This window comes from Lysobacter sp. ISL-50 (assembly GCF_018612875.1).
In the GTDB taxonomy this organism is placed as follows: Bacteria; Pseudomonadota; Gammaproteobacteria; order Xanthomonadales; family Xanthomonadaceae; genus Lysobacter.
The window spans coordinates 111,792-132,117 of the sequence record NZ_JAGGRI010000023.1; the positions used below are offsets into that span (position 1 = coordinate 111,792).

Sequence of the window (20,326 nt, forward strand, 5' to 3'; positions counted from 1 at the left end):
TTGGCGGCCTACTGCAACTCGCGCAAATCCAGCCGCCGCAATTTCGGCGCCAGTTTCGCCGTCGCCCCGACCACGGCCAGGGTCATGCAGCCGCCGAAGATCACCGACGGCACCAGGCCCATCAGCTTGGCCGCCAGGCCCGATTCGAACGCGCCCAGCTCGTTGGACGAGCCGATGAAGATGCCGTTGATCGACGACACCCGCCCGCGCATCTCGTCCGGAGTGGACAACTGCAGGATGGTCGAACGCAGCACCACCGACACCCCGTCGCACATGCCCGACAGCATCAGCATCGCCGCCGACAGCCAGAAACTGCGCGACAAGGCGAAGCCGATGATGCACAGGCCGAACCCGGCCACGGCGTACAGCAGCAGGCGCCCGGTGTTCTTCTGCGGCGGGTGCCGGGCCAGCCACAGCCCTATCAGCACCGCGCCGGCGGCCGGCGCCGCGCGCAGCACGCCGAGGGCTTCCGGGCCGTAGTGCAGGACGTCGTGGATGAACGCCGGCAGCAGCGCCACCGCGCCGCCGAACAGCACCGAGAACATGTCCAGCGCCTGCGCGCCGAGCACGACCTGATTGTTGAAGACGAAACGCAGGCCTTCGCCGATGCTCTTGAACACCGGCGCGCGCTCGGCCTGCGGCGGCGGCTCGGTCACGCGCAGGGTGATGATCGCGATCGCGGCGGCCAGGGCGAAACCGGCGGCGACCAGATAGGCCGAAGTCTTGCCGCCCCAGGCCACCAGCGCGCCGCCCAGCGCCGGGCCCAGCACCAGCCCGGTCTGCATGACCACGCTGCTGATGCCCGAGCCGCGCGCGAAGTGCTCGCGCTTGAGCACGCGCGCGAACAGCGACATGTACACCGGCGACAGGAACGCGCGGACCACGCCGTTGATCGCGATCGCCGTGTAGATGGTCAGGGTGGAGAAGCCGAAACCGCCGGCGGGCAGCACGACGCCGGCGACGCCGGCCAGCATCAGCGTGGTCAGCAGCAGGCCCAGGCAGGCGAACATGCCCAGCTTGCGCCGCGGCAGATGATCGACCGCGTAGCCGGCGAACAGGGCGAAGCAGAAGTAGGGAATGACTTCGGTGAGCCCGATCAGGCCCAGCGCGAACGGATCGCGGGTGATCTCGTAGACGTGCCAGCCGACCGTGACCGCGACGATCTGGTACGACAGCATCGCCAGCAGGCGATAGACCAGCAGCCCCGCGAACCCGGGATTGCGCAGCAGGTGCGAGGCGCTGATCGGGGTGGGGCCGCTCGCGGCGCCGGGTTCGGCGCGGACGGCGTTCTCGTTCACAGCCGGCGCTGCGCCTGTTCGCGAATGAAGGCCAGCAACGAGGCCAGACCGTTGTTGCGGGTCGGCGAGAGGTGCTTGGCCAGGCCGATGTCGGCGATGTAGTCGGCCTGGGTGGCGACGATTTCGACCGCGCTGCGGCCCGAATACACGCGCAGGGCCAGATAGATCAGGCCCGAGACGATGGCCGAATCGCTGATGGCGTGGAAGGTGAGGTGGCTGGCGTCGCCTTCGACCACGATCCACACCATCGACTGGCAGCCCAGCAGGCGGTGTTCTTCCGTTTTCCATTCCGCCGGCAGGTCCGGCAGCTTGCGGCCGAGGTCGATCAGGTACTGATAGCGCTCGGACCAGTCGCCGAAGAACGCGAACTCGTCACGGATCGCCGCCTGCGCCTGCGCGGCGCTGGCTTCGATCGGGAACGGCGAGGCGAGGGCGGTGGCGTTCATCGCGAACGCTTCCAGCGCACGCCGGCCGGCGTGTCTTCCAGCAGGATGCCTTCATCGGCGAGTTGCTGGCGGATGGCGTCGGCGCGGGCGAAATCGCGCGCCTTCTTGGCCGCGTTGCGTTCATCGACCAGAGCCTGGATGCGCGCGTCGTCGCCTTCCGCCGTCGCGCCGGAGAACCACGCGGCCGGGTCTTGCTGCAGCAGGCCCAGGGCCAGGCCGGCGCCGAGCAGATCGCGCTTGAGCCGCGATTGTTCGGCCGGATCGGTGGCCTTGCGGGCGTCGCCGGCGATGCGCGCCAGCTCGGCCAGCGCGCGCGGGGTGTTGAGATCGTCTTCGAGCGCGGTTTCCACGCTGTCGGGAATGGCGACAGCGCCGGCGTCGACGCCGGCCAGATCGCGCAACGTGCCGTACAGGCGTTCGAGCGTGCGCGTGCACTGCTCGATCAAACCGTCCGACCACTCCAGCGGCTGCCGGTAATGCGCCGACAGCAGGGCGTAGCGCAGGACTTCCGGAGGATATTGCGCGATCAGATCGTGGATCTTCTGAATGTTGCCGACCGACTTCGACATCTTGCCGCCGTCGAAATTGAGCATGCCATTGTGCAGCCACCAGCGCGCGAACACCTTGCCGCCATGCGCGCACTCGCTTTGCGCGATCTCGTTCTCGTGGTGCGGGAACTGCAGATCGACGCCGCCGGCGTGGATGTCGATGGTCTCGCCCAGGTGCGCGGCGGCCATAGCCGAGCATTCGATGTGCCAGCCCGGACGGCCGCGGCCCCAGGGCGACGGCCAGCCGGGAAGCTCCTCGCTGGAGGGCTTCCACAACACGAAATCGCCCGCATCGCGCTTGTAGGGCGCGACTTCGACCCGCGCGCCGGCGCGCATGTCTTCGATGTCGCGGCGCGAAAGCTTGCCGTAGCCGTCGAAACTGGCGATCGAGAACAGCACGTGCTGCTCGGCCTCGTAGGCGTGGCCGCTTTCGATCAGGCGCCCGATCATCGCCACGATTTCGCCGATATGCGCGGTCGCGGCCGGCTCCAGGTCCGGCGGCCGCACGCCGAGCGCGGCCATGTCCTCGCGGTAGGCGGCGGCGAAGCGGTCGGTGATGGCCGAGATCGGCACGCCTTGCTCGGCCGCGGCGGCGTTGATCTTGTCGTCTACGTCGGTGATGTTGCGCGCATAGGCCAGCGCGCCGTAGCGCCGGCGCAGCAGGTCGGCGAGCACGCCGAACACCACCGGGCCACGCGCGTTGCCGATATGGACGTAGTTGTAGACCGTGGGGCCGCAGACATACATCGTCGGGCGCGAGGGGTCCAGCGGCTGGAACGGTTCGACCTGTCGCGACAGGCTGTTGTAGAGATGCAGGCTCATGGATAGAAGGCTTGGGGTCGGGTTCATTCTAGCGGCCGTAAGTGTTCGCGGACGCGGCGGCGGACGAATATTCCGCCCGGACGCGGCAATTCGACGAAACCCGGCGGCCCTCGCCGCGTTATCGCCGCCGGCCCGGGCACGAAGCGGCCGCGCAGACCGGCGCCGACCGGGCCTGATATCCGGGGCGCGCGGCGAGCCCATCGCCAGCAAGGACGGGGCCTAAAGGCGGGATTCAGGCCGTGAGCGGACACTGCTCTTACACTTTATTCACAGTTCCCACTCGCGAGCCCGATGAACCGAATCGCCCTGCAGGTCTCGATCCTGGTGCTGACCGGCGCTGCGGCGGTCCTGTGGACGAAGCCGGCGGCGGCGCAGCAGCACACGGTGATCCAGGCCGAAAACGTGCGTTTCGACTACGCCCAGGTGCTGCGAGTGACCCCGGTCTACCAGACGTTGCGCGCCACCACGGTGGAACAACAATGTGATCCCGAGCCCACCGGCAAGGCCGATTCGCGCCTGTCGCGCGTGGTCGGCGCGGTGCGCGAAGCCCTGGGCCGCGAGCGCGACCCCAAGCCCAGCACCGGCGAGAACTGCCGCCCGGTGCCGGTGGAGCGCGAATTCCGCCGCCCGATCGCCTATGACGTGGACTACGTCTACAAGGGCAGCCGGTTCCGCTCGCGCCTGCCCGAAGACCCGGGCAACAAGCTCAAGGTCCGGGTCGCGGTGACCCCGGTCATCGCCCCGATCAGCACCTCGCGCTGAGCGCCGCCTGCCGCGGGGTTCGCGTTTCCGCCCTTCGCGGCTTGCGCCCCGGCCCCGTGCATGCGAGCATTCGCGGCCTCATGAACCCGAACTACGCCGACGCCGATATCCTGACCTCCGCCTACATGGCGGCGGGCATGACCTCGCGCGCGCGCCGACCGTTGCCCTGCCAATCCGCTGGGTGACGGCGCTCGCCGTCGTTCGTGTAACAAGCTGCACACACGAGAAGCCCAGCCTAGCGCTGGGCTTTTTTGTTTTTCGGCTCGGGAATCGGGAATGGGGAATCGGGAATCGTCAAAACAGGATCGACGTCCCCCAGTTCTCCTCGCGATTTCCACGCCAACGCCGTTGCCCGCTGTTCCCATTCCCGATTCCCTATTCCCGACTCCCGAAAAATGACCAAGCACTTCCTCAACACCCAGGACTGGTCGCGCGCCGACCTCGACGCGCTGCTCGCGCAGGCCGCTGTGTTCAAGCGCAGCAAGCTCGGCGATCAGCTCAAGGGCAAATCGATCGCGCTGGTGTTCTTCAACCCGTCGATGCGCACCCGCACCAGCTTCGAGCTGGGCGCGTTCCAGCTCGGCGGCCATGCGGTGGTGTTGCAGCCGGGCAAGGACGCGTGGCCGATCGAGTTCGATCTGGGCACGGTGATGGACGGCGATACCGAAGAGCACATCGCCGAAGTGGCCAAGGTGCTGGGCCGTTACGTCGATCTGATCGGCGTGCGCGCGTTCCCGAAGTTCGTCGACTGGGCCACTGACCGCCAGGACAAAGTGCTGGCCAGCTTCGCCAGGTATTCGCCGGTGCCGGTCATCAACATGGAGACCATCACCCATCCCTGCCAGGAGCTGGCGCACGCGCTGGCGCTGCAGGAGCATTTCGGCACCAGCGATCTGCGCGGCAAGAAGTACGTGCTGACCTGGACCTATCACCCCAAGCCGCTCAACACCGCGGTGGCCAACTCGGCGCTGACCATCGCCACGCGCCTGGGGATGGACGTGACCTTGCTGTGCCCGACGCCGGAGTACGTGCTCGACGAGCGCTACATGGGCTGGGCCGAGCAGAACGTCGCGCAGAGCGGCGGCTCGCTCAAGATCAGCCACGACATCGAAAGCGCCTACACCGGCGCCGACGTGGTTTACGCCAAGAGCTGGGGCGCGTTGCCGTATTTCGGCAACTGGGGCCCGGAAAAGCCGATCCGCGACCGGTACAAGCACTTCATCGTCGACGAAGCCAAGATGGCGCTGACCAACAACGGCGTCTTCAGCCACTGCCTGCCGCTGCGCCGCAACGTCAAGGCCACCGACGGCGTGATGGATTCGCCGCAGTGCATCGCCATCGACGAAGCCGAGAACCGTCTGCATGTGCAGAAGGCGATCATGGCCGCTTTGATGAAGCAGTAATTCCTTTACTCCCTCTCCCGCTTGCGGGAGAGGGCAGGGGTGAGGGCACGCGACCTCGCCTCGAACCCACACCACTTCCGCTTGCCCCCACCCCAACCCTCCCCCGCAAGCGGGGGAGGGAGCCAAACAGAACAGAGACTTTCCGAACATGAGCAAAGACATAGTCCTCGCCTTCTCCGGCGGCCTCGACACCAGCTTCTGCGTGCCCTACCTGCAAGAGCGCGGCTGGGCCGTGCACACCGTGTTCGCCGACACCGGCGGCGTGGACGCGGAAGAGCGCGCTTTCATCGAGCAGCGCGCGGCCGAGCTGGGCGTCGCCAGCCACGTCACCATCGACGGCGGCCCGGCGATCTGGTCGGGCTTCGTCAAACCCTTCGTCTGGGCCGGCGAGGGCTATCAGGGCCAGTATCCGTTGCTGGTGTCGGACCGTTACCTGATCGTCGAAGCCGCGCTCAAGCGCGCCGACGAACTGGGCTGCAAGGTCATCGCCCACGGCTGCACCGGCATGGGCAACGACCAGGTGCGTTTCGACCTGGCGGTGAAGGCGCTGGGCGATTACGAAATCGTCGCGCCGATCCGCGAAATCCAGAAAGAACACACCGAAGTGCGCGCCTACGAGCAGAAGTATCTCGAAGACCGCGGCTTCGGCGTGCGCGCCAAGCAGAAGGCCTACACCATCAACGAAAACCTGCTCGGCCTGACCATGTCCGGCGGCGAGATCGATCGCTGGCAGGCGCCGGGCGAGGGCGCGGTGGGCTGGTGCAAGCCGCGTGCGCAGTGGCCGAGCGAAGCGCTCAAGGTCACGATCACGTTCGAGAACGGCGAAGCGGTCGCCTTGAACGGAGAGGCCATCGCAGGCCATGTGTTGCTCGCTAAGCTCAACGGGCTTTTTGCTCAGTACGGCGTTGGCCGCGGCCTGTACACCGGCGACACCACCATCGGCCTGAAGGGCCGCATCATCTTCGAAGCGCCGGGCCTGATCGCGCTGCTGACCGCGCATCGCGCGCTGGAAGAAGCGGTGCTGACCAAGCAGCAGAACCGCTTCAAGCCCGAAGTGGCGCGCAAGTGGGTCGAGCTGGTGTACGAAGGTTTCTTCCACGACCCGCTCAAGACCGACCTGGAAGCGTTCCTGGCCAGCTCGCAGTCCACCGTCAACGGCGAAGTGGTGCTGGAAACCAGCGGCGGCGTGGTCAACGCGGTCGCGGTGAATTCGCCGCACATCCTCAACGCCAAGGGCGCGACCTACGCCCAGGCGGCCGACTGGGGCGTGGCCGAGGCCGAGGGCTTCATCAAATTGTTCGGAATGAGCAGCACGCTGTGGGCCGAGATCAATCGCAAGAATTGATTGATCGCGTAAAGCCCCTCTCTCGCGCAGCGGGAGAGGGGTTGGGGTGAGGGCGCGGAGCGCCGAAGGCGCAAGCTGCTTTTGCTGTTGTTTCCAGTTAAAGCAACGGCAAGAGCGCCCTCAACCTAACCCTCTCCCGCGCAGCGGGAGAGGGGACTGAAAGCAAGCTGATTCATACCGCAGCCGAACCATCGCCAAGACCTGACGAGCCCCCACTCCATGCTCCCCGACGTCCTCAAGCACCTGCAGGCCCTGGTGTCCTACGACACCCGCAATCCGCCGCGCGATATCGGCACCGACGGCATTTTCGATTACCTGCGCAGCCAGCTGAGCGGCTTCAATGTCGATGTGATCGATCACGGCGCCGGCGCGGTGTCGCTGTTCGCCGTGCGCGGCACGCCGCGCCGCTTGTTCAACGTCCATCTGGACACCGTGCCGTCCTCGGAAGCCTGGAGCGCCGATCCGCACACGCTGCGGGTCACCGATGACCGCGCGATCGGCCTGGGTTCGTGCGATATCAAGGGTGCCGCCGCCGGCCTGCTGGCCGCGGCCGCGGTCACCACGGGCGATGCCGCGTTCTTGTTCAGCACCGACGAAGAAGCCAACGACGCGCGCTGCATCGCCGGTTTTCTCGGCACCGATCACGGCTTCCTGGAAGCCATCGTGGCCGAGCCGACGATGTGCGAGGCGGTGCTGGCCCATCGCGGCATCAGCTCGGTGCAACTGCGCTTCCGCGGCGTCGCCGGCCACGCCTCCGGCGCCAATGCCATGCAGGCCAGCGCGCTGCATCAGGCGATCCGCTGGGGCGGCAAGGCGCTCGATCACGTCGAAGCGCAGTCGCACCAGCGCTTCGGCGGGCTCACCGGCCTGCGCTTCAATATCGGCCGCATCGAAGGCGGCATCAAGGCGAACATGATCGCCTCCAGCGCCGATCTGCGCTTCGGTTTCCGCCCGCTGCCCTCGCAGTCCATCGACAGCCTGCACGAAGTGTTCGGCACGCTGATCGACGCCGGCGCGATCGAACGCTACGAAGAAACCTTTCGCGGCCCGCCGCTGCCGGCCGGCGATGTCGCCGCCGCCGAGGACCGCCGCCTGGAAGCGCGCGATCTGGCCGACGCGCTGAACCTGCCGATCGGCAACGCGGTGGATTTCTGGACCGAAGCCTCGCTGTTCTCGGCCTCCGGCCTGACCTCGATTGTCTACGGCCCGGGCGACATCGCCCAGGCGCACACCGCCGACGAATGGGTCGCGCTGGAACAACTGCAACGTTACGCCGACGCCGTCGCGCGGATCATGGGGAGCAACGCGTAATGAGCGTATCGATGGACAATCATCTGCAAACGCGCCAGACCATCGTGCGGTTGCTGTCGAGCATGGCCAGCGCGAAGGAAATCTCGCAGTACCTCAAGCGGTTTTCGCAACTCGATTCCAAGCGCTTCGCCGTGGTCAAGGTCGGCGGCGCGGTGCTGCGCGACGATCTGGCCGCGCTGACGTCATCGCTGGCGTTCCTGCAGGACGTGGGCCTGACCCCGATCGTGATTCACGGCGCCGGCCCGCAGCTCGATGAAGAATTGTCGGCCGCCGGCATCGTCAAGCAGACCGTCAACGGCCTGCGCGTGACTTCGCCCGAGGCGCTGGCGATCGTGCGCCGCGTGTTCCAGGCGCAGAACCTCAAGCTGGTGGAAGCGCTGCAGTCCGGCGACGGCCGCGCCACCTCGATCATCTCCGGCGTGTTCGAAGCCGATTACCTCGACCGCGACACCTACGGCCTGGTCGGCGAGGTGAAGAAGGTCAATCTGGCGCCGATCGAAGCCAGCCTGCAGGCCGGTTCGATCCCGGTGATCGCCAGCCTCGGCGAAACCGCTGGCGGCCAGATCCTCAACGTCAACGCCGACTTCGCCGCGAACGAACTGGTGCAGGTGCTGCAGCCGTACAAGATCGTGTTCCTGACCGGCACCGGCGGCCTGCTCGACGACAGCGGCAAAGTCATCGATTCGATCAACCTGTCCACCGAGTACGAGCACTTGATCCAGCAGCCGTGGATCAACGGCGGCATGCGGGTCAAGATCGAGCAGATCAAGGATCTGCTGGATAAGTTGCCGCTGACCTCGTCGGTGTCGATCACCAAGCCGGCCGAGCTGGCGAAGGAATTGTTCACCCACAAAGGCTCGGGCACGCTGGTGCGGCGCGGCGAGCGCGTGCAGCAGGCGAAGGGTTGGGATCAACTCGATCGGGTGCGCCTGCGCTCGCTGATCGAGTCCGCGTTCGGGCGCAGGCTGGTCGATGACTATTTCGAGCGCACCACGCTCAAGCAGGCCTACGTCAGCGAGAACTATCGCGCCGCGGTGATTTTGATCGAAGCCGAAGGCCGCACCTATCTGGACAAGTTCGCGGTGCTCGACGACGCCCAGGGCGAAGGCCTCGGCCGCGCGGTGTGGCAGGTCATGCGCGAGCAGAATCCGAGCATTTTCTGGCGTTCGCGCCACGGCAACGCGGTCAATCCGTTCTATTACTCCGAGTCCGACGGCTGCCTCAAGCAGGAGAAGTGGAAGGTGTTCTGGTACGGCATGAACGGCTTCGACGAAATCGCCGCCTGCGTCGATTACTCCAGCCGCCGCGCGCCCACCCTGGAGGACTGAGCGATGAGCGAACAGGCCCATGCCGCGTGGAGCGCGCAGCCGCGCCTGAGCGGCGAACACGTGACCTTGGAGCCGTTGAGCCGCGCCCACGCCGATGGTCTGCGCGCGGCGTTGGCCGGCGGCGAACTGGCGCAGGCCTGGTACACCAACGTGCCCGCGCCGGACGGCGTGGACGCCTACATCGACAGCGCGCTGGCGATGCAGGCCAAGGGCGCGGCCTGGGCCTTCGTCGTGCTCGACGCGGCCGGCGAGGTGGTCGGCAGCACGCGTTACTACGATTTGGACCCGGCGGTGCCGCGCGTGCAGATCGGCTATACCTTCTATGCGCCGCGCGTTCAGCGCACCGGTTTGAACACTCAGGCCAAGTGGTTGCTGCTCGGCCACGCCTTCGAGAAGATGGGCTGCATCGCGGTCGGTTTCGAGACCAGTTGGTTCAACCTGGCCTCGCGCACCGCGATCGCGCGCCTGGGCGCCAAGCAGGACGGCGTGCTGCGCAACCATCGCCGTCACGCCGACGGCAGCGCGCGCGATACGGTCGCGTTTTCGATCATCGACAACGAATGGCCGGCGGTGAAGCGTAATCTGCAGTACAAACTGGACCGGCACGGCAATGGAGCGAGCACGCATGGCTAAGACCGTTGGCATCGTAGGCGCGCGCGGCCATGTCGGCGCCGACCTGATCCGGCTGATCGCGGCGCATCCGCGCTTCGAGCTGGCCTTCGTGTCCTCGCGCGAACTGGCCGGGCAGCGTCTGGCCGAACACATTCCCGAATACGCGGCGAAGAATTCCGATCTGCGCTACAGCTCGCCGAGCCACGAAGAACTGCCCGGCCTGGGCGCCGACGCGGTGGTGCTGGCGCTGCCCAACGGCAAGGCCGCCGATTGCGTGGCCGCGTTCGATGCGGTCGGCGCCGAGCCGGTGATCATCGACCTGTCGGCCGATTACCGCTTCGACGATCACTGGTATTACGGCCTGCCCGAACTCACCCGCGCCGGTTATCACGGCCAGCGCCGTATCAGCAATCCGGGCTGCTACGCCAGCGCCATGCAGTTGGCGATCGCGCCGCTGCTCAACGTGCTGGAAGGCCCGGTGCAGTGTTTCGGCGTCTCGGGTTATTCCGGCGCCGGCACCACGCCGTCGGATAAGAACGATCCCGACAAGCTGCGCGACAACCTGATGCCGTATGCGCTGACCGGGCACCTGCACGAACGCGAAGTGACCCGGCACCTGGGCCATCCGGTCGAATTCATGCCGCACGTGGCCGCGCATTTCCGCGGCCTCACCATCACCTCGAACCTGCATCTGTCGCGGCGCTTCGATCGCGAGGAGCTGGTCGAGCACTATCACCGCCATTACGACGGCGAACCGATGGTGCGGGTGCAGGAAGAGGCGCCGTGGGTCAGCAAGATCGCCGGCAAGCATCATGTCGATATCGGCGGCTTCACCATGGCCGAAGACGGGCGCCGGGTGGTGGTGGTTTCGACCTTGGACAATCTGCTCAAGGGCGCGGCGACGCAGGCCTTGCAGAATTTGAATGTGGCGTTCGGGTTCGAGGAGTTGCTTGGGATTGAGGTGGAGCCAGTCGCCTGATCGGCCGCCCGTGCGGGTGCCCTTTAAAAAAGGACGCCCCATGCCGTTGCCCCCTTTGAAAAAGGGGGCGGACGACCGCGAAGCGGACGCGGGGGATTCGCTTTTGCTTTGGCTGTTGCGTGTAAGGCAAAAGCAAAAGCGAATCCCCCCTATCCCCCCTTTTTCAAAGGGGGGAACTGCGGTGCGGTTGGCGGGGTAGTGCATCGCCGGTTCAAGAATCTGGAGTCGTTATGCGTTTGTCGCGTTACCTGTTGCCGACCTTGAAGGAAAACCCCGCCGACGCGCAGATCGCCTCGCACCGGCTCATGCTGCGCGCCGGATTGATCCGCCAGGAAGCGGCCGGCATCTATTCGTGGCTGCCGGCGGGGCTGCGCGTGCTGCGCAAGATCGAAGCCATCGTCCGTGATGAGATGAACCGCGCCGGCGCGCTGGAACTGCTGATGCCGACCCTACAACTGGCCGACCTGTGGCGCGAAAGCGGCCGCTACGACGCCTACGGCCCGGAGATGCTGCGCATCAAGGACCGCCACGAGCGCGAGCTGCTGTACGGCCCCACCAACGAAGACATGATCACGGCGATCTTCCGCGCCAACGTCAAGTCGTATCGCGCGCTGCCGATGAACCTGTACCACGTGCAATGGAAATTCCGCGACGAACAACGCCCGCGCTTCGGCGTGATGCGCGGCCGCGAGTTCCTGATGAAGGACGCGTACTCCTTCGACATCGACGAAGCCGCCGCGCGCCGTTCCTACCAGCGCATGTTCGTCGCCTACCTGCGCACGTTCGCGCGCATGGGCATCCGCGCCATTCCGATGCGCGCCGAGACCGGCCCGATCGGCGGCGATCTGTCGCACGAATTCCTGGTGCTGGCGCAGACCGGCGAATCGGCCGTGTACTGCGACCGCGCCGTGCTCGATCTGCCGATTCCCGCCGACGACACCGATTACGACGGCGACCTGAGCGGCATCGTCCAGCAATGGACCAGCCGCTACGCCGCCACCGAGGACGTGCACGACATCGAGCGCTTCGAACGCGAAGTCCCGGCCGACCAGCGCATACAGACGCGAGGTATCGAAGTCGGGCAGGTGTTCTACTTCGGCACCAAATACTCCGCGCCGATGAAAGCATTGGTGACCACGCCCGAAGGCGAGGAGCGCCCGATCCACGGCGGCTCCTACGGCATCGGCGTGTCGCGCCTGTTGGGCGCGATCATCGAAGCCAGCCACGACGAAGCCGGCATCGTCTGGCCCGACGCGGTGGCGCCGTTCAACGTCGGCCTGGTCAACCTGGACCCCGGCGACGCGCAAATCGACGAGGTCTGCGCCAACCTGCAGACCGGGCTGGAACTGCTCGGCGTCGATGCCCTGCACGACGACACCGACGATCGCGCCGGGGTGAAATTCGCGCGCATGGACCTGCTGGGCCTGCCGTGGCAGATCGTGATCGGCCGGCGCGGGCTGGCTCGCGGCGTGGTCGAACTCAAGCGTCGCGCCGGCGGCGAGCGCGTCGAACTGTCGCCCGCCGAAGCGATTGCTCGCATTACCGCGCCGTTAGTATAAAAAACGAGTAGAGAGGAGTGAGGAGTGAGTAACAGCCCACGTGCCGGAGCGATTGCTTTTACTCACTCCTCGCTTCTCTCCAATCGTTCTTCCCCAATCTGAACCTGACGACCCGTGAGCCCCGCCCCCATGTCCGATCTGCTTTGGCAAAAACCCGGCGTCAAGGTCGACGCGCGCATCCAGAACTTCCTCGCCGGCGAGGACGTGATTCTCGATCGCGAATTTTTCCTGTTCGATATCCAGGCCAGTGCCGCGCACGCGCAGGGCCTGCAGCAGATCGGCATCCTCAGCGCGGATGAACTCGACTGCCTGTCGCGCGAACTCGACGTGCTGGCGGAGGATTTCAAGGCCGGCCGCTTCGTCCTCGACGATCGTTTCGAGGACGGCCATTCGGCGATCGAAGGCCGCCTGATCGAACGGCTCGGCGACGCCGGCCGCAAGATCCACACCGGCCGCAGCCGCAACGACCAGATTCTGGTCGCCACGCGCCTGTGGTTGAAAGACCGCCTCGGCCGCCTGTACGCGCTGTGCCGCGAAACCGCCGAGGTCGCGCTCGCCCGCGCGCAAGCCGAAAGCGCGCTGCCGCTGCCGGGCTACACCCACCTGCAACGCGCGGTGGTGTCCAGCGCCGGCATGTGGTGGGGCGCCTGGGCCGAAGGCTTCATCGACAACGCCCTGCGCGCGAAGCAGACGCTGGAGTGGGTCGATGCCAATCCGCTCGGCAGCGCCGCCGGTTACGGCGTCAACTTGCCGCTGGCGCGCGATCACACCACCGCCGCGCTCGGCTTCGGACGCCTGCAGGTGTCGGCCGCCTACGCGCAGCTCTCGCGCGGCAAGTTCGAACTCGGCGCCATCGATGCGCTTTCCACCGCCGTGCTCGACCTGCGCCGCCTGGCCTGGGATCTGAGCCTGTTCACCAGCGCCGAATTCGGTTTCGTCGCGTTGCCGGCCGAATACACCACCGGCAGTTCGATCATGCCGAACAAGCGCAACCCGGACGTGATCGAACTCATGCGCGCCAGCTACGCCAGCATTGCCGCCGGCCGCGCCGAGATCGAACACCTGCTGTCGCTGCCGTCGGGTTATCACCGCGATCTGCAGTTCTCCAAGGGCGCGATCTTCCACGCCTTCGGCCGCGGCCTGGGCGCGCTGGAACTGCTGCCCGACCTGCTGCGCAATCTGGAATGGAAGCCGGAGAAGATCCGCGCCGCGCTCGATCCGTCGATGTATTCGACCGATCTCGCCGTCGATCTGGCGCGCCAGGGCCTGCCGTTCCGCGACGCCTACAAACAGGCCGCCGATCCGGCGCGCTGGGCGCAAGGCGATCCCGAGGCCAGTCTGGCCGCGCGCGTGTCGCCCGGCGCCGCCGCCGACTTGCGCCTGGACACGCTCAGGCAACGTTTGCAGGCGCTGACATGACCGCGCCGGCAAAGGATTTCGCTGCGCAGCCTTTGCCGCCCTGGCGCCGCGCCGTGCTCAAGGTCGGCAGCAGCCTGCTCGCCGGCTTCGCCGATCAAAGCGGCGGCGGACTCGATCCGCGCTACGCCGCGGGCCTGGCACGTTTCATCGAACAAGCGCGCGCGCAGCAGCGCGAAGTGGTGCTGGTGTCGTCCGGCGCGGTCGCCGCCGGCCGCAGCCGCATCGACGCGGGCGGCAACGGCTTGGTGTTGCGTCAGGCGCTCGCGGCCTTGGGTCAGGCCTCGCTGATCGCGTTCTGGCAACAACTGTCGAGCGTGCCGGTGGCGCAAGTGCTGCTGACCCACGACGATCTGCGCAACCGCCGTCGCTATCTCAATGCGCGCGCATCCTTGCGCGAGTTGTTGCGGCTGGGCGCCTTGCCGGTGATCAACGAGAACGACACCGTCGCCGTCGACGAACTCAAGCTCGGCGACAACGACAATCTGGCCGCCGCGGTGGCCTCGCTGGTCGATGCCGACCTGCTGTTGATCGCGACCGACATCGGCGGGCTTTACAGCGGCCATCCGCAGCGCGATCCCAGCGCCAGACCCATCGCCAGGGTCGCCGCGGTGACGCCCGAACTGCTACAGGCGGCGAGCGGCGGCGCCGGCGCGCTCGGCACCGGCGGCATGCGCACCAAGCTGGAAGCCGCGGCGAAAGCCGCGACGGCCGGCGTGGCGACCGCGCTGTTCTGCGGCCGCGATGCCGACGTGATCGCCGCGCTCGGCACCGGCACCTTGCACGGCACCCTGGTCGCCGCGCGCAGCGATCGCCTGCGCGCGCGCAAGCAATGGCTGCGCCACGCGCCGGCCAGCGGCTGCCTGCGCATCGACGCCGGCGCCGCGGCGGCGCTGCATCAACGCGGCGCCTCGCTGTTGCCCGGCGGCGTGGTCGCGGTCGAAGGCGAATTCCGCCGCGGCGACGTGGTCGAACTGCGCGCGGCGGGCGAGGGCGACGACGTGCTCGGCCGCGGCCTGGTGCAGTACAACTCGGTCGAAGTCGGCCGGCTCATGGGCCGGCACAGTCGCGATATCGAAGCGCTGATCGGTTTTCGCTACGGCGAATCGATCGTGCATCGCGACGATCTGGTGCTGATCGGCAACGACGCCGCGCCGTCTCCGGCGCAGGCGGCCGCCGATACCGCGGCCGACGCCATCGGCGCGTCGCCGCAATCGCAATCGAACGAGGTGTCGCCATGAGCGGTTACGTGCGGAATCTGGCCGAACACGCGCGCGCCGCGTCCAGCGTGCTCGCCGCGCTCGACGGCGCGGCGCGACAGGCCCTGATCGAAGCGATGGCGGCGCAGCTGGACGCGCAGCGCGATGCGATCCTCGCCGCCAACGCCGCGGACTTGCAGCGCGCCGCCGAGGCGAACTTGAGCGGGGCCATGATCGACCGGCTCAAGCTCGATCCCGCGCGGTTGGCGGCGATCGCCGATGCCTTGCGCGAAGTGGCGCGGCAGGCCGATCCGCTCGGCGCGGTGACCCGCAGCGAAACCCGTCCGAACGGATTGCTGATCGAACGCCGGCGCGTGCCGCTGGGCCTGATCGCGATGATTTACGAAGCCCGCCCCAACGTCACCGCCGACGCCGCGGCGCTGTGCCTGAAGGCCGGCAACGCGGTGTTGCTGCGCGGCGGCTCGGAAGCGCGCGCCAGCAACGCCGCGATCGCCGCCTGCCTGCACGCGGCCTTGCGCGCGCAAGGTCTGCCGGAAGCGGCGGTGTCGCTGATCGAAGATCCGGCGCGCGAACACGTGCTGGAACTGCTGCAACTGTCGGACCTGATCGATCTGGCGATCCCGCGCGGCGGCGAAGGCCTGATCCGCTTCGTCGCCGAGCACGCGCGCGTGCCGGTGATCAAGCACTACAAGGGCGTGTGCCATCTGTACGTGGACCGCGCCGCCGATCCGGCCCTGGCCCTGAACCTGCTGATCGATGGCAAGGCCTCGCGCCCGGGCGTGTGCAACGCCCTGGAAACGCTGCTGGTGCATCGCGACATCGCCGAACGCTTCCTGCCCGACGCGCTCGCCGCGCTGGCCGCGCGCGGCGTGCAGGTGCGCGGCTGCGAGCGCGCGCGCGCGCTGGCGGGCGTGCATTCGGCCGCGATCGCCGCCGCCGACGACAGCGATTATGCCGCCGAATACCTGGACCTGATCATCGCCGTGCGCGTAGTCGACGACCTGGACGAAGCCTTGGCGCATATCGCCCGCTTCGGCTCCGATCACACCGAAGTCATCGCCACCGAAGACGCGGCCACGGCCGACGCCTTCGTGCGCCGCACGCGCAGCTCTGCGGTGATGGTCAACGCGTCCTCGCGCTTCAACGACGGCGGCCAGCTTGGCCTGGGCGCGGAGATCGGCATCTCGACCACGCGCCTGCATGCGTATGGGCCGATGGGGGTTGAGTCGTTGACGATCGAGCGCTTCGTGGTGCGCGGGGAAGGGCAGGTGCGGCATGCGGAGTCGTTGACGAATCGGGAGTGAAGATCGGCGACGATTCTCGCCGCCGTCATTCCCGCGAATGCGGGAATCCAGCGACTTCAGCGCCGTCCCGCGCTACGGCTCCGAGTGCTAGCCTGTGGACCTGCCATCGCCAACTCCAACCTCGCGCCAGCACCGAGCGTTGCCGACCAGCGCCCGGCGGCGACGGCTCGTAGCTCGTACAGTCCGAATGGGGTCGCAAGCGCGGCGCGCGACAGTGTGCCGTCGCTGGCCAGTGCGACGATGCGCAAGCTGCGGCTTGGCCATGCGGTTGCTTTGGCGAAATGCTCGCGCAGCGGCGCGGATGCGGCCAATTCGCCGACGCAGCGGCCGCGCTCCAAACGGAACCTGGCTTCCGGATCGAAGCGAACGTTCTTGAGCGTGCCAGCCATGCGGCCCGCGACAGGACAATCCGCCATGACCAGGCCGGCCGGTCGCGGGCGGAAAGGAGCGGCAAGCAGTTGCGCGGTGGGCTCCATCGACGACACCCACAGCGCGTTCGACAGCACGCTGGCGGCGGTGTCCTCGTCGGGCCACAGCATCAGCATGCTGCGCGCGCCGATGGTGATGCCCGCGTGGTGCGCGATGCGGTGGCCGTCGACATCGCGGCCGAGCCGCCAGCCGAAACCGACCTCGTAGTCGCGCTCGCGCGCGGGCTCGCCGCTGGCCAGCAGGATCGGTTGTTGCATCGCCCGCCAGCGCGCGGCGCCGACGATGCGGTGTTCCAGCACGCGGCCACCGAACTGCGCCAAAGCCTCGGGCGTGGCCGAAAGCCCGCCTGCGGGCCAGATGTAGCTCATGTCGGTGCGCGGCATGTGCACGATCGCGCCGCCTTCGATGGCGTACAACTGCGAAGCGTTTTCGGCAGCCGCTTCGCCGTCGGCGTCGATCGCCAGTCCATCGGTTACCTGGTGCCTGACGTAGTCGAGGAAGTGCTCGCCCGAGATCGCTTCGATCACCGCGCCGAGCAGCGTATAGCCCCAGGACGAGTAGCGGTAGGACGTGCCCGGCGCCGACAGCAGTGCGCGCCCGGAGAAGATTCCGACCGCGTCGCGCGCCGTGGGATAGCGGACATGGCCGAGCACATCGAGGTCGTTGCCGGAGTAGTGCGGCGCGCCGGAGGTATGCGATGCGAGCTGGCGTGCCGTCACCGGCGACCATGGCTCGGGCAGCCAGGGCAACACCCCGCTTACGGGCGCGTCGATATCGAGGCGGCCTTCCTCGGCCAGCTTCGCCACCGCGGTGGCGGCGATGACCTTGGACACGCTGGCCAGACGGAACACCGTGTCGCGTCGCACCGGTTTGCGTGCTTCGACATCGCGCAACCCGGCGCATCCGGTCCATGCCACGCGGCCGTTGCGCCATACGGCGGCGCCCATGCCCGGCACGGCGTTGGTATCGATCAAGGCCTGCAGCATGCGTTGCGCGGTGGCCGCGGCTTCATCGGTCGCGGGCGCGTCGCAGGTATCGGCGGCCTTCGACGGTGCGGCCAGGAAAAACAGCGCAATCGCGCATGCCGCGGACAAGGGATAGCGCACGAACGGAAGCATTGGCGTGACGGGCATCGGTCGGCTCCAGTGGGAGCCATCAAGCTAATGCGGCATGGCCCGCGTTTCAGCGCTGGCGCGGCGGAACGTGCTTGCCTTGCGCCAATTCGGTAGTGGGCCTGGCCGAACAGCCGCCGGATGCGCGGATCAGCCAGTCGCGTGAAGCGCGGACAACAGCGAGTCGATGTAGGTACGGCTCACGCGCACGGGCGTTCCGTCGCGCAGGCGCACGAGCGCGTCGCGGTTGGTCAACGGCTGGAACTCGGCAACCTGGTCCAGGCGCACGATCGATGACCGATGCACGCGGACGAAACGCACAGGGTCGAGTTGCACCGCCAGTTGATGCAGCGATTCGCGCACGATGTACGTGCGCTCGCCGGCATGAAGGACCGCATAGTCGCCGTCTGCGCTGATCCACGTCACGATATCGGCCTCGATGAGCAGTGTGCGATGGCCGATCCTCACCGAGAATTTCCGCAAGTGCTTCGCCGGTGCGATCGCGGCGGCGCGGACGTTGTCCATGACGCGCAGGCGCAGCAGCTGGCGTGCTCGCTCGACCGCTTCGGCGAAGCGCGGATCGTCGATGGGCTTGAGCAAGTAGTCGACCGCATTCAAGGCGAAAGCCCGCACCGCGAAGCTGTCGTGCGCGGTGAGCAGGATGGACAGCGGCCGGTGTTCGGGCGGGAGCGCGGCTAACACGTCCAGACCGTTCATGCCGGGCATCTGCACGTCCATGAAGACCAGATCCGGCGGCTGCGCCAGCAGCCCCGCCAGGGCCGTGGCGCCATCCTCGTATTCGGCCGTCACTTGCATATCGTCGAACGTGGCGAGCAGCGAAACGACGCCGCGTCGCGCCAAGGGTTCGTCGTCGACCACGCAGACGCGGATCACGCGACCTGCTCCGGCGCGACGTGATCGGGCCCGGTGTGAACGGGTTCAGTGCTGAACGGCAACATCATCCGAACCTGGTAGCGGCCGTTGTCGTCGATGCCGGCATGCAGCGTCGCGCGGTTCGTGTACAGGCGGGCGATCCGAGCGCGCACGTTGTCCAGGCCCACCGCCTCGCCGCGGCTGTCGTCTCGTGGCGCTGATTCGCCGGGAGCGGGCAGATCGTTGCCGATGCGGATATCCAGGCAGGCGGCATCGCGTGCGATGCGGATGTCGATGCGGCCGGGCGCGCTGCGCGGTCCGATACCGTGACGGATCGCGTTCTCCACCAAAGGTTGCAACAGCAAACAGGGCACCTGCGCGGCGAGCACACCGTCGCCCAGATGCCACGACACCACCAGACGCTGGCCCAGCCTGGCCTTCTCGATCTCCAGGTAGGTGTCCGTCATGGCGATTTCCTCCGCGAGCGCGATCTCATGGCCCTGTCGGGCCTGGAGCACGCAGCGCAGGAAGTCGCCGAGCCGAGCGAGCATCTGTCGCGCCTGTGCGCCGCGTTCCTCGGCCACCAGCGTCGAGATCGCGTTGAGCGTGTTGAACAGGAAGTGCGGTTGCAGTTGATAACGCAAGGCCCGCAGTTCCGCATCGCGGGCCAACGCCCGCGCTTCCAGGTGTTCGGCCTGTTCGCGGCGCAATTCCGCGTAGTACGCCACCACCGCATGCACCGCGCAATAGGCCACCAATACCAGCCAGGCGCCTTCCAGTCCACGGAACAGGAGCGATGCGTCCAACACGCCGGGAGTCGCCAGCCGCGCCGGATGGCCGGATGGCAGCGTCTGTAACGCGAGACTGAGCAAGCGCGTGGCCAGCGCCATCAGATAGGTGGCCGCCAGCAGAACCAGTGCGATTCGCCATACCGGCAACCCACGCCGCCACAGCCGCCGCTGCAGCAGGGTCAACGGCAGCACCCAAAGCACGAATGCCGACAGATACAGCGTCCGCGCCAGCGTGGCGTTGCCATGGCCGAGGATCGGAATAGCCATCACCAGCAGGCAAGCGCCCAATGGAAGGCCGGCGAGCACCGGCAGCCAGAAGGGCGGAAGCATGCGCCGCCCGGGGCGAGAGGACGTCATGGATGCCCCTGCACGCGCGAGGGCCCGTTACCGCATATCGAGGCGGAAGAGCCTTGCGGACCGGCGCGCCCGAGCAGGGCGCGGGCCCCTGTGCCTTGCTCGCGCATCGGGCGACTCGCGACTTGTTCCTGGTGGGCGGACATGATGTTTGAGTGGCGCGTGAGACTGGGGGTGATTGCGTTTGTCGGATAGATACAGCATGCGACAACGGCCGTCGAATGGCCGCGTCTGCCTGACTTCCACTCTGGCCCAGGGCGACGGCAGATTTTCGAAGCCAGGCCCACCATCGAGGCGCAGACCGGCGAATACCAGCGCGATGCGCCGAACGGGTAGTTCCCTGCGGTAACGCGATCGCAAGGCGATGCGGCCCGCGCCGCCGCGTGCGCGTCTTGCCGCCACAGGCGCTGACGC

At 67.4% G+C, this 20,326-nt stretch carries 17 protein-coding genes; 11 read left to right on the forward strand and 6 right to left on the reverse strand.

What is annotated here, in order from left to right; genetic code table 11:
- Positions 1 to 8 precede the first annotated feature (8 nt).
- Genes J7J50_RS14700 through cysS form a run of 3 tightly spaced genes read right to left on the reverse strand, consistent with a single transcriptional unit; the run spans position 9 to position 3,114 of the window.
- Entirely contained in the window at positions 9 to 1,244 is a 1,236-nt protein-coding gene (locus J7J50_RS14700; RefSeq protein ID WP_215056299.1) for an MFS transporter, read from the reverse strand.
- A 50-nt stretch (positions 1,245 to 1,294) separates the two neighbouring features.
- Positions 1,295 to 1,744 carry a SufE family protein gene (locus tag J7J50_RS14705; RefSeq protein WP_215056227.1) on the reverse strand — a complete coding sequence of 150 codons (450 nt, stop codon included), beginning with the start codon at positions 1,742 to 1,744 and terminating at the stop codon, positions 1,295 to 1,297.
- Entirely contained in the window at positions 1,741 to 3,114 is a 1,374-nt protein-coding gene (gene cysS / locus J7J50_RS14710; protein WP_215056226.1) for a cysteine--tRNA ligase, read from the reverse strand. The genes J7J50_RS14705 and cysS overlap by 4 nt, the downstream gene beginning before the upstream one ends.
- Before the next feature lie 291 nt (positions 3,115 to 3,405).
- Between cysS and J7J50_RS14715 the strand changes: the two genes are divergently transcribed.
- The 11 genes from J7J50_RS14715 (at position 3,406) to J7J50_RS14765 (ending at position 16,353) form a co-directional block, all read left to right on the forward strand.
- Complete coding sequence (locus tag J7J50_RS14715; RefSeq protein ID WP_215056225.1) at positions 3,406 to 3,876, forward strand: hypothetical protein; 471 nt, start codon at positions 3,406 to 3,408, stop codon at positions 3,874 to 3,876.
- A gap of 395 nt (positions 3,877 to 4,271) precedes the next feature.
- Positions 4,272 to 5,279, forward strand: coding sequence for an N-acetylornithine carbamoyltransferase (locus J7J50_RS14720; RefSeq protein ID WP_215056224.1), 1,008 nt, complete (start codon positions 4,272 to 4,274; stop codon positions 5,277 to 5,279).
- Between the two features lie 148 nt (positions 5,280 to 5,427).
- A complete protein-coding gene (locus tag J7J50_RS14725) occupies positions 5,428 to 6,624 on the forward strand; it encodes an argininosuccinate synthase (protein ID WP_215056223.1) in 1,197 nt (398 codons plus the stop codon).
- 219 nt (positions 6,625 to 6,843) lie between these two features.
- Positions 6,844 to 7,935, forward strand: coding sequence for an acetylornithine deacetylase (locus J7J50_RS14730; RefSeq protein ID WP_215056222.1), 1,092 nt, complete (start codon positions 6,844 to 6,846; stop codon positions 7,933 to 7,935).
- Complete coding sequence (locus J7J50_RS14735; protein WP_251044650.1) at positions 7,935 to 9,263, forward strand: acetylglutamate kinase; 1,329 nt, start codon at positions 7,935 to 7,937, stop codon at positions 9,261 to 9,263. The genes J7J50_RS14730 and J7J50_RS14735 overlap by 1 nt, the downstream gene beginning before the upstream one ends.
- Positions 9,264 to 9,266: 3 nt before the next feature.
- Entirely contained in the window at positions 9,267 to 9,896 is a 630-nt protein-coding gene (locus tag J7J50_RS14740; RefSeq protein ID WP_215056221.1) for a GNAT family N-acetyltransferase, read from the forward strand.
- Positions 9,889 to 10,854, forward strand: a complete 966-nt coding sequence (gene argC, locus J7J50_RS14745; protein WP_251044649.1) for an N-acetyl-gamma-glutamyl-phosphate reductase — start codon at positions 9,889 to 9,891, stop codon at positions 10,852 to 10,854. Before J7J50_RS14740 ends, argC begins: the two co-directional genes overlap by 8 nt.
- Positions 10,855 to 11,084: 230 nt before the next feature.
- The gene (gene proS / locus J7J50_RS14750; RefSeq protein ID WP_215056219.1) at positions 11,085 to 12,413 is read left to right on the forward strand and encodes a proline--tRNA ligase; all 1,329 of its coding nucleotides are present in this window, start codon (positions 11,085 to 11,087) and stop codon (positions 12,411 to 12,413) included.
- 129 nt (positions 12,414 to 12,542) lie between these two features.
- On the forward strand, positions 12,543 to 13,832 hold the full coding sequence (locus J7J50_RS14755; protein ID WP_215056218.1) for an argininosuccinate lyase: 1,290 nt from the start codon (positions 12,543 to 12,545) through the stop codon (positions 13,830 to 13,832).
- Positions 13,829 to 15,070, forward strand: coding sequence for a glutamate 5-kinase (gene proB / locus J7J50_RS14760; RefSeq protein WP_215056217.1), 1,242 nt, complete (start codon positions 13,829 to 13,831; stop codon positions 15,068 to 15,070). The genes J7J50_RS14755 and proB overlap by 4 nt, the downstream gene beginning before the upstream one ends.
- The gene (locus J7J50_RS14765) at positions 15,067 to 16,353 is read left to right on the forward strand and encodes a glutamate-5-semialdehyde dehydrogenase (protein ID WP_215056216.1); all 1,287 of its coding nucleotides are present in this window, start codon (positions 15,067 to 15,069) and stop codon (positions 16,351 to 16,353) included. Before proB ends, J7J50_RS14765 begins: the two co-directional genes overlap by 4 nt.
- A gap of 56 nt (positions 16,354 to 16,409) precedes the next feature.
- Here the strand turns inward: J7J50_RS14765 and J7J50_RS14770 are convergent, their stop codons facing one another.
- From J7J50_RS14770 to J7J50_RS14780, 3 genes are all read right to left on the reverse strand, one after another.
- On the reverse strand, positions 16,410 to 17,915 hold the full coding sequence (locus J7J50_RS14770) for a serine hydrolase domain-containing protein (protein ID WP_215056215.1): 1,506 nt from the start codon (positions 17,913 to 17,915) through the stop codon (positions 16,410 to 16,412).
- A gap of 129 nt (positions 17,916 to 18,044) precedes the next feature.
- Positions 18,045 to 18,788, reverse strand: coding sequence for a LytTR family DNA-binding domain-containing protein (locus tag J7J50_RS25280; protein ID WP_343222517.1), 744 nt, complete (start codon positions 18,786 to 18,788; stop codon positions 18,045 to 18,047).
- Positions 18,785 to 19,864, reverse strand: coding sequence for a histidine kinase (locus J7J50_RS14780; RefSeq protein WP_215056214.1), 1,080 nt, complete (start codon positions 19,862 to 19,864; stop codon positions 18,785 to 18,787). Before J7J50_RS14780 ends, J7J50_RS25280 begins: the two co-directional genes overlap by 4 nt.
- Between the last annotated feature and the right edge of the window lie 462 nt (positions 19,865 to 20,326).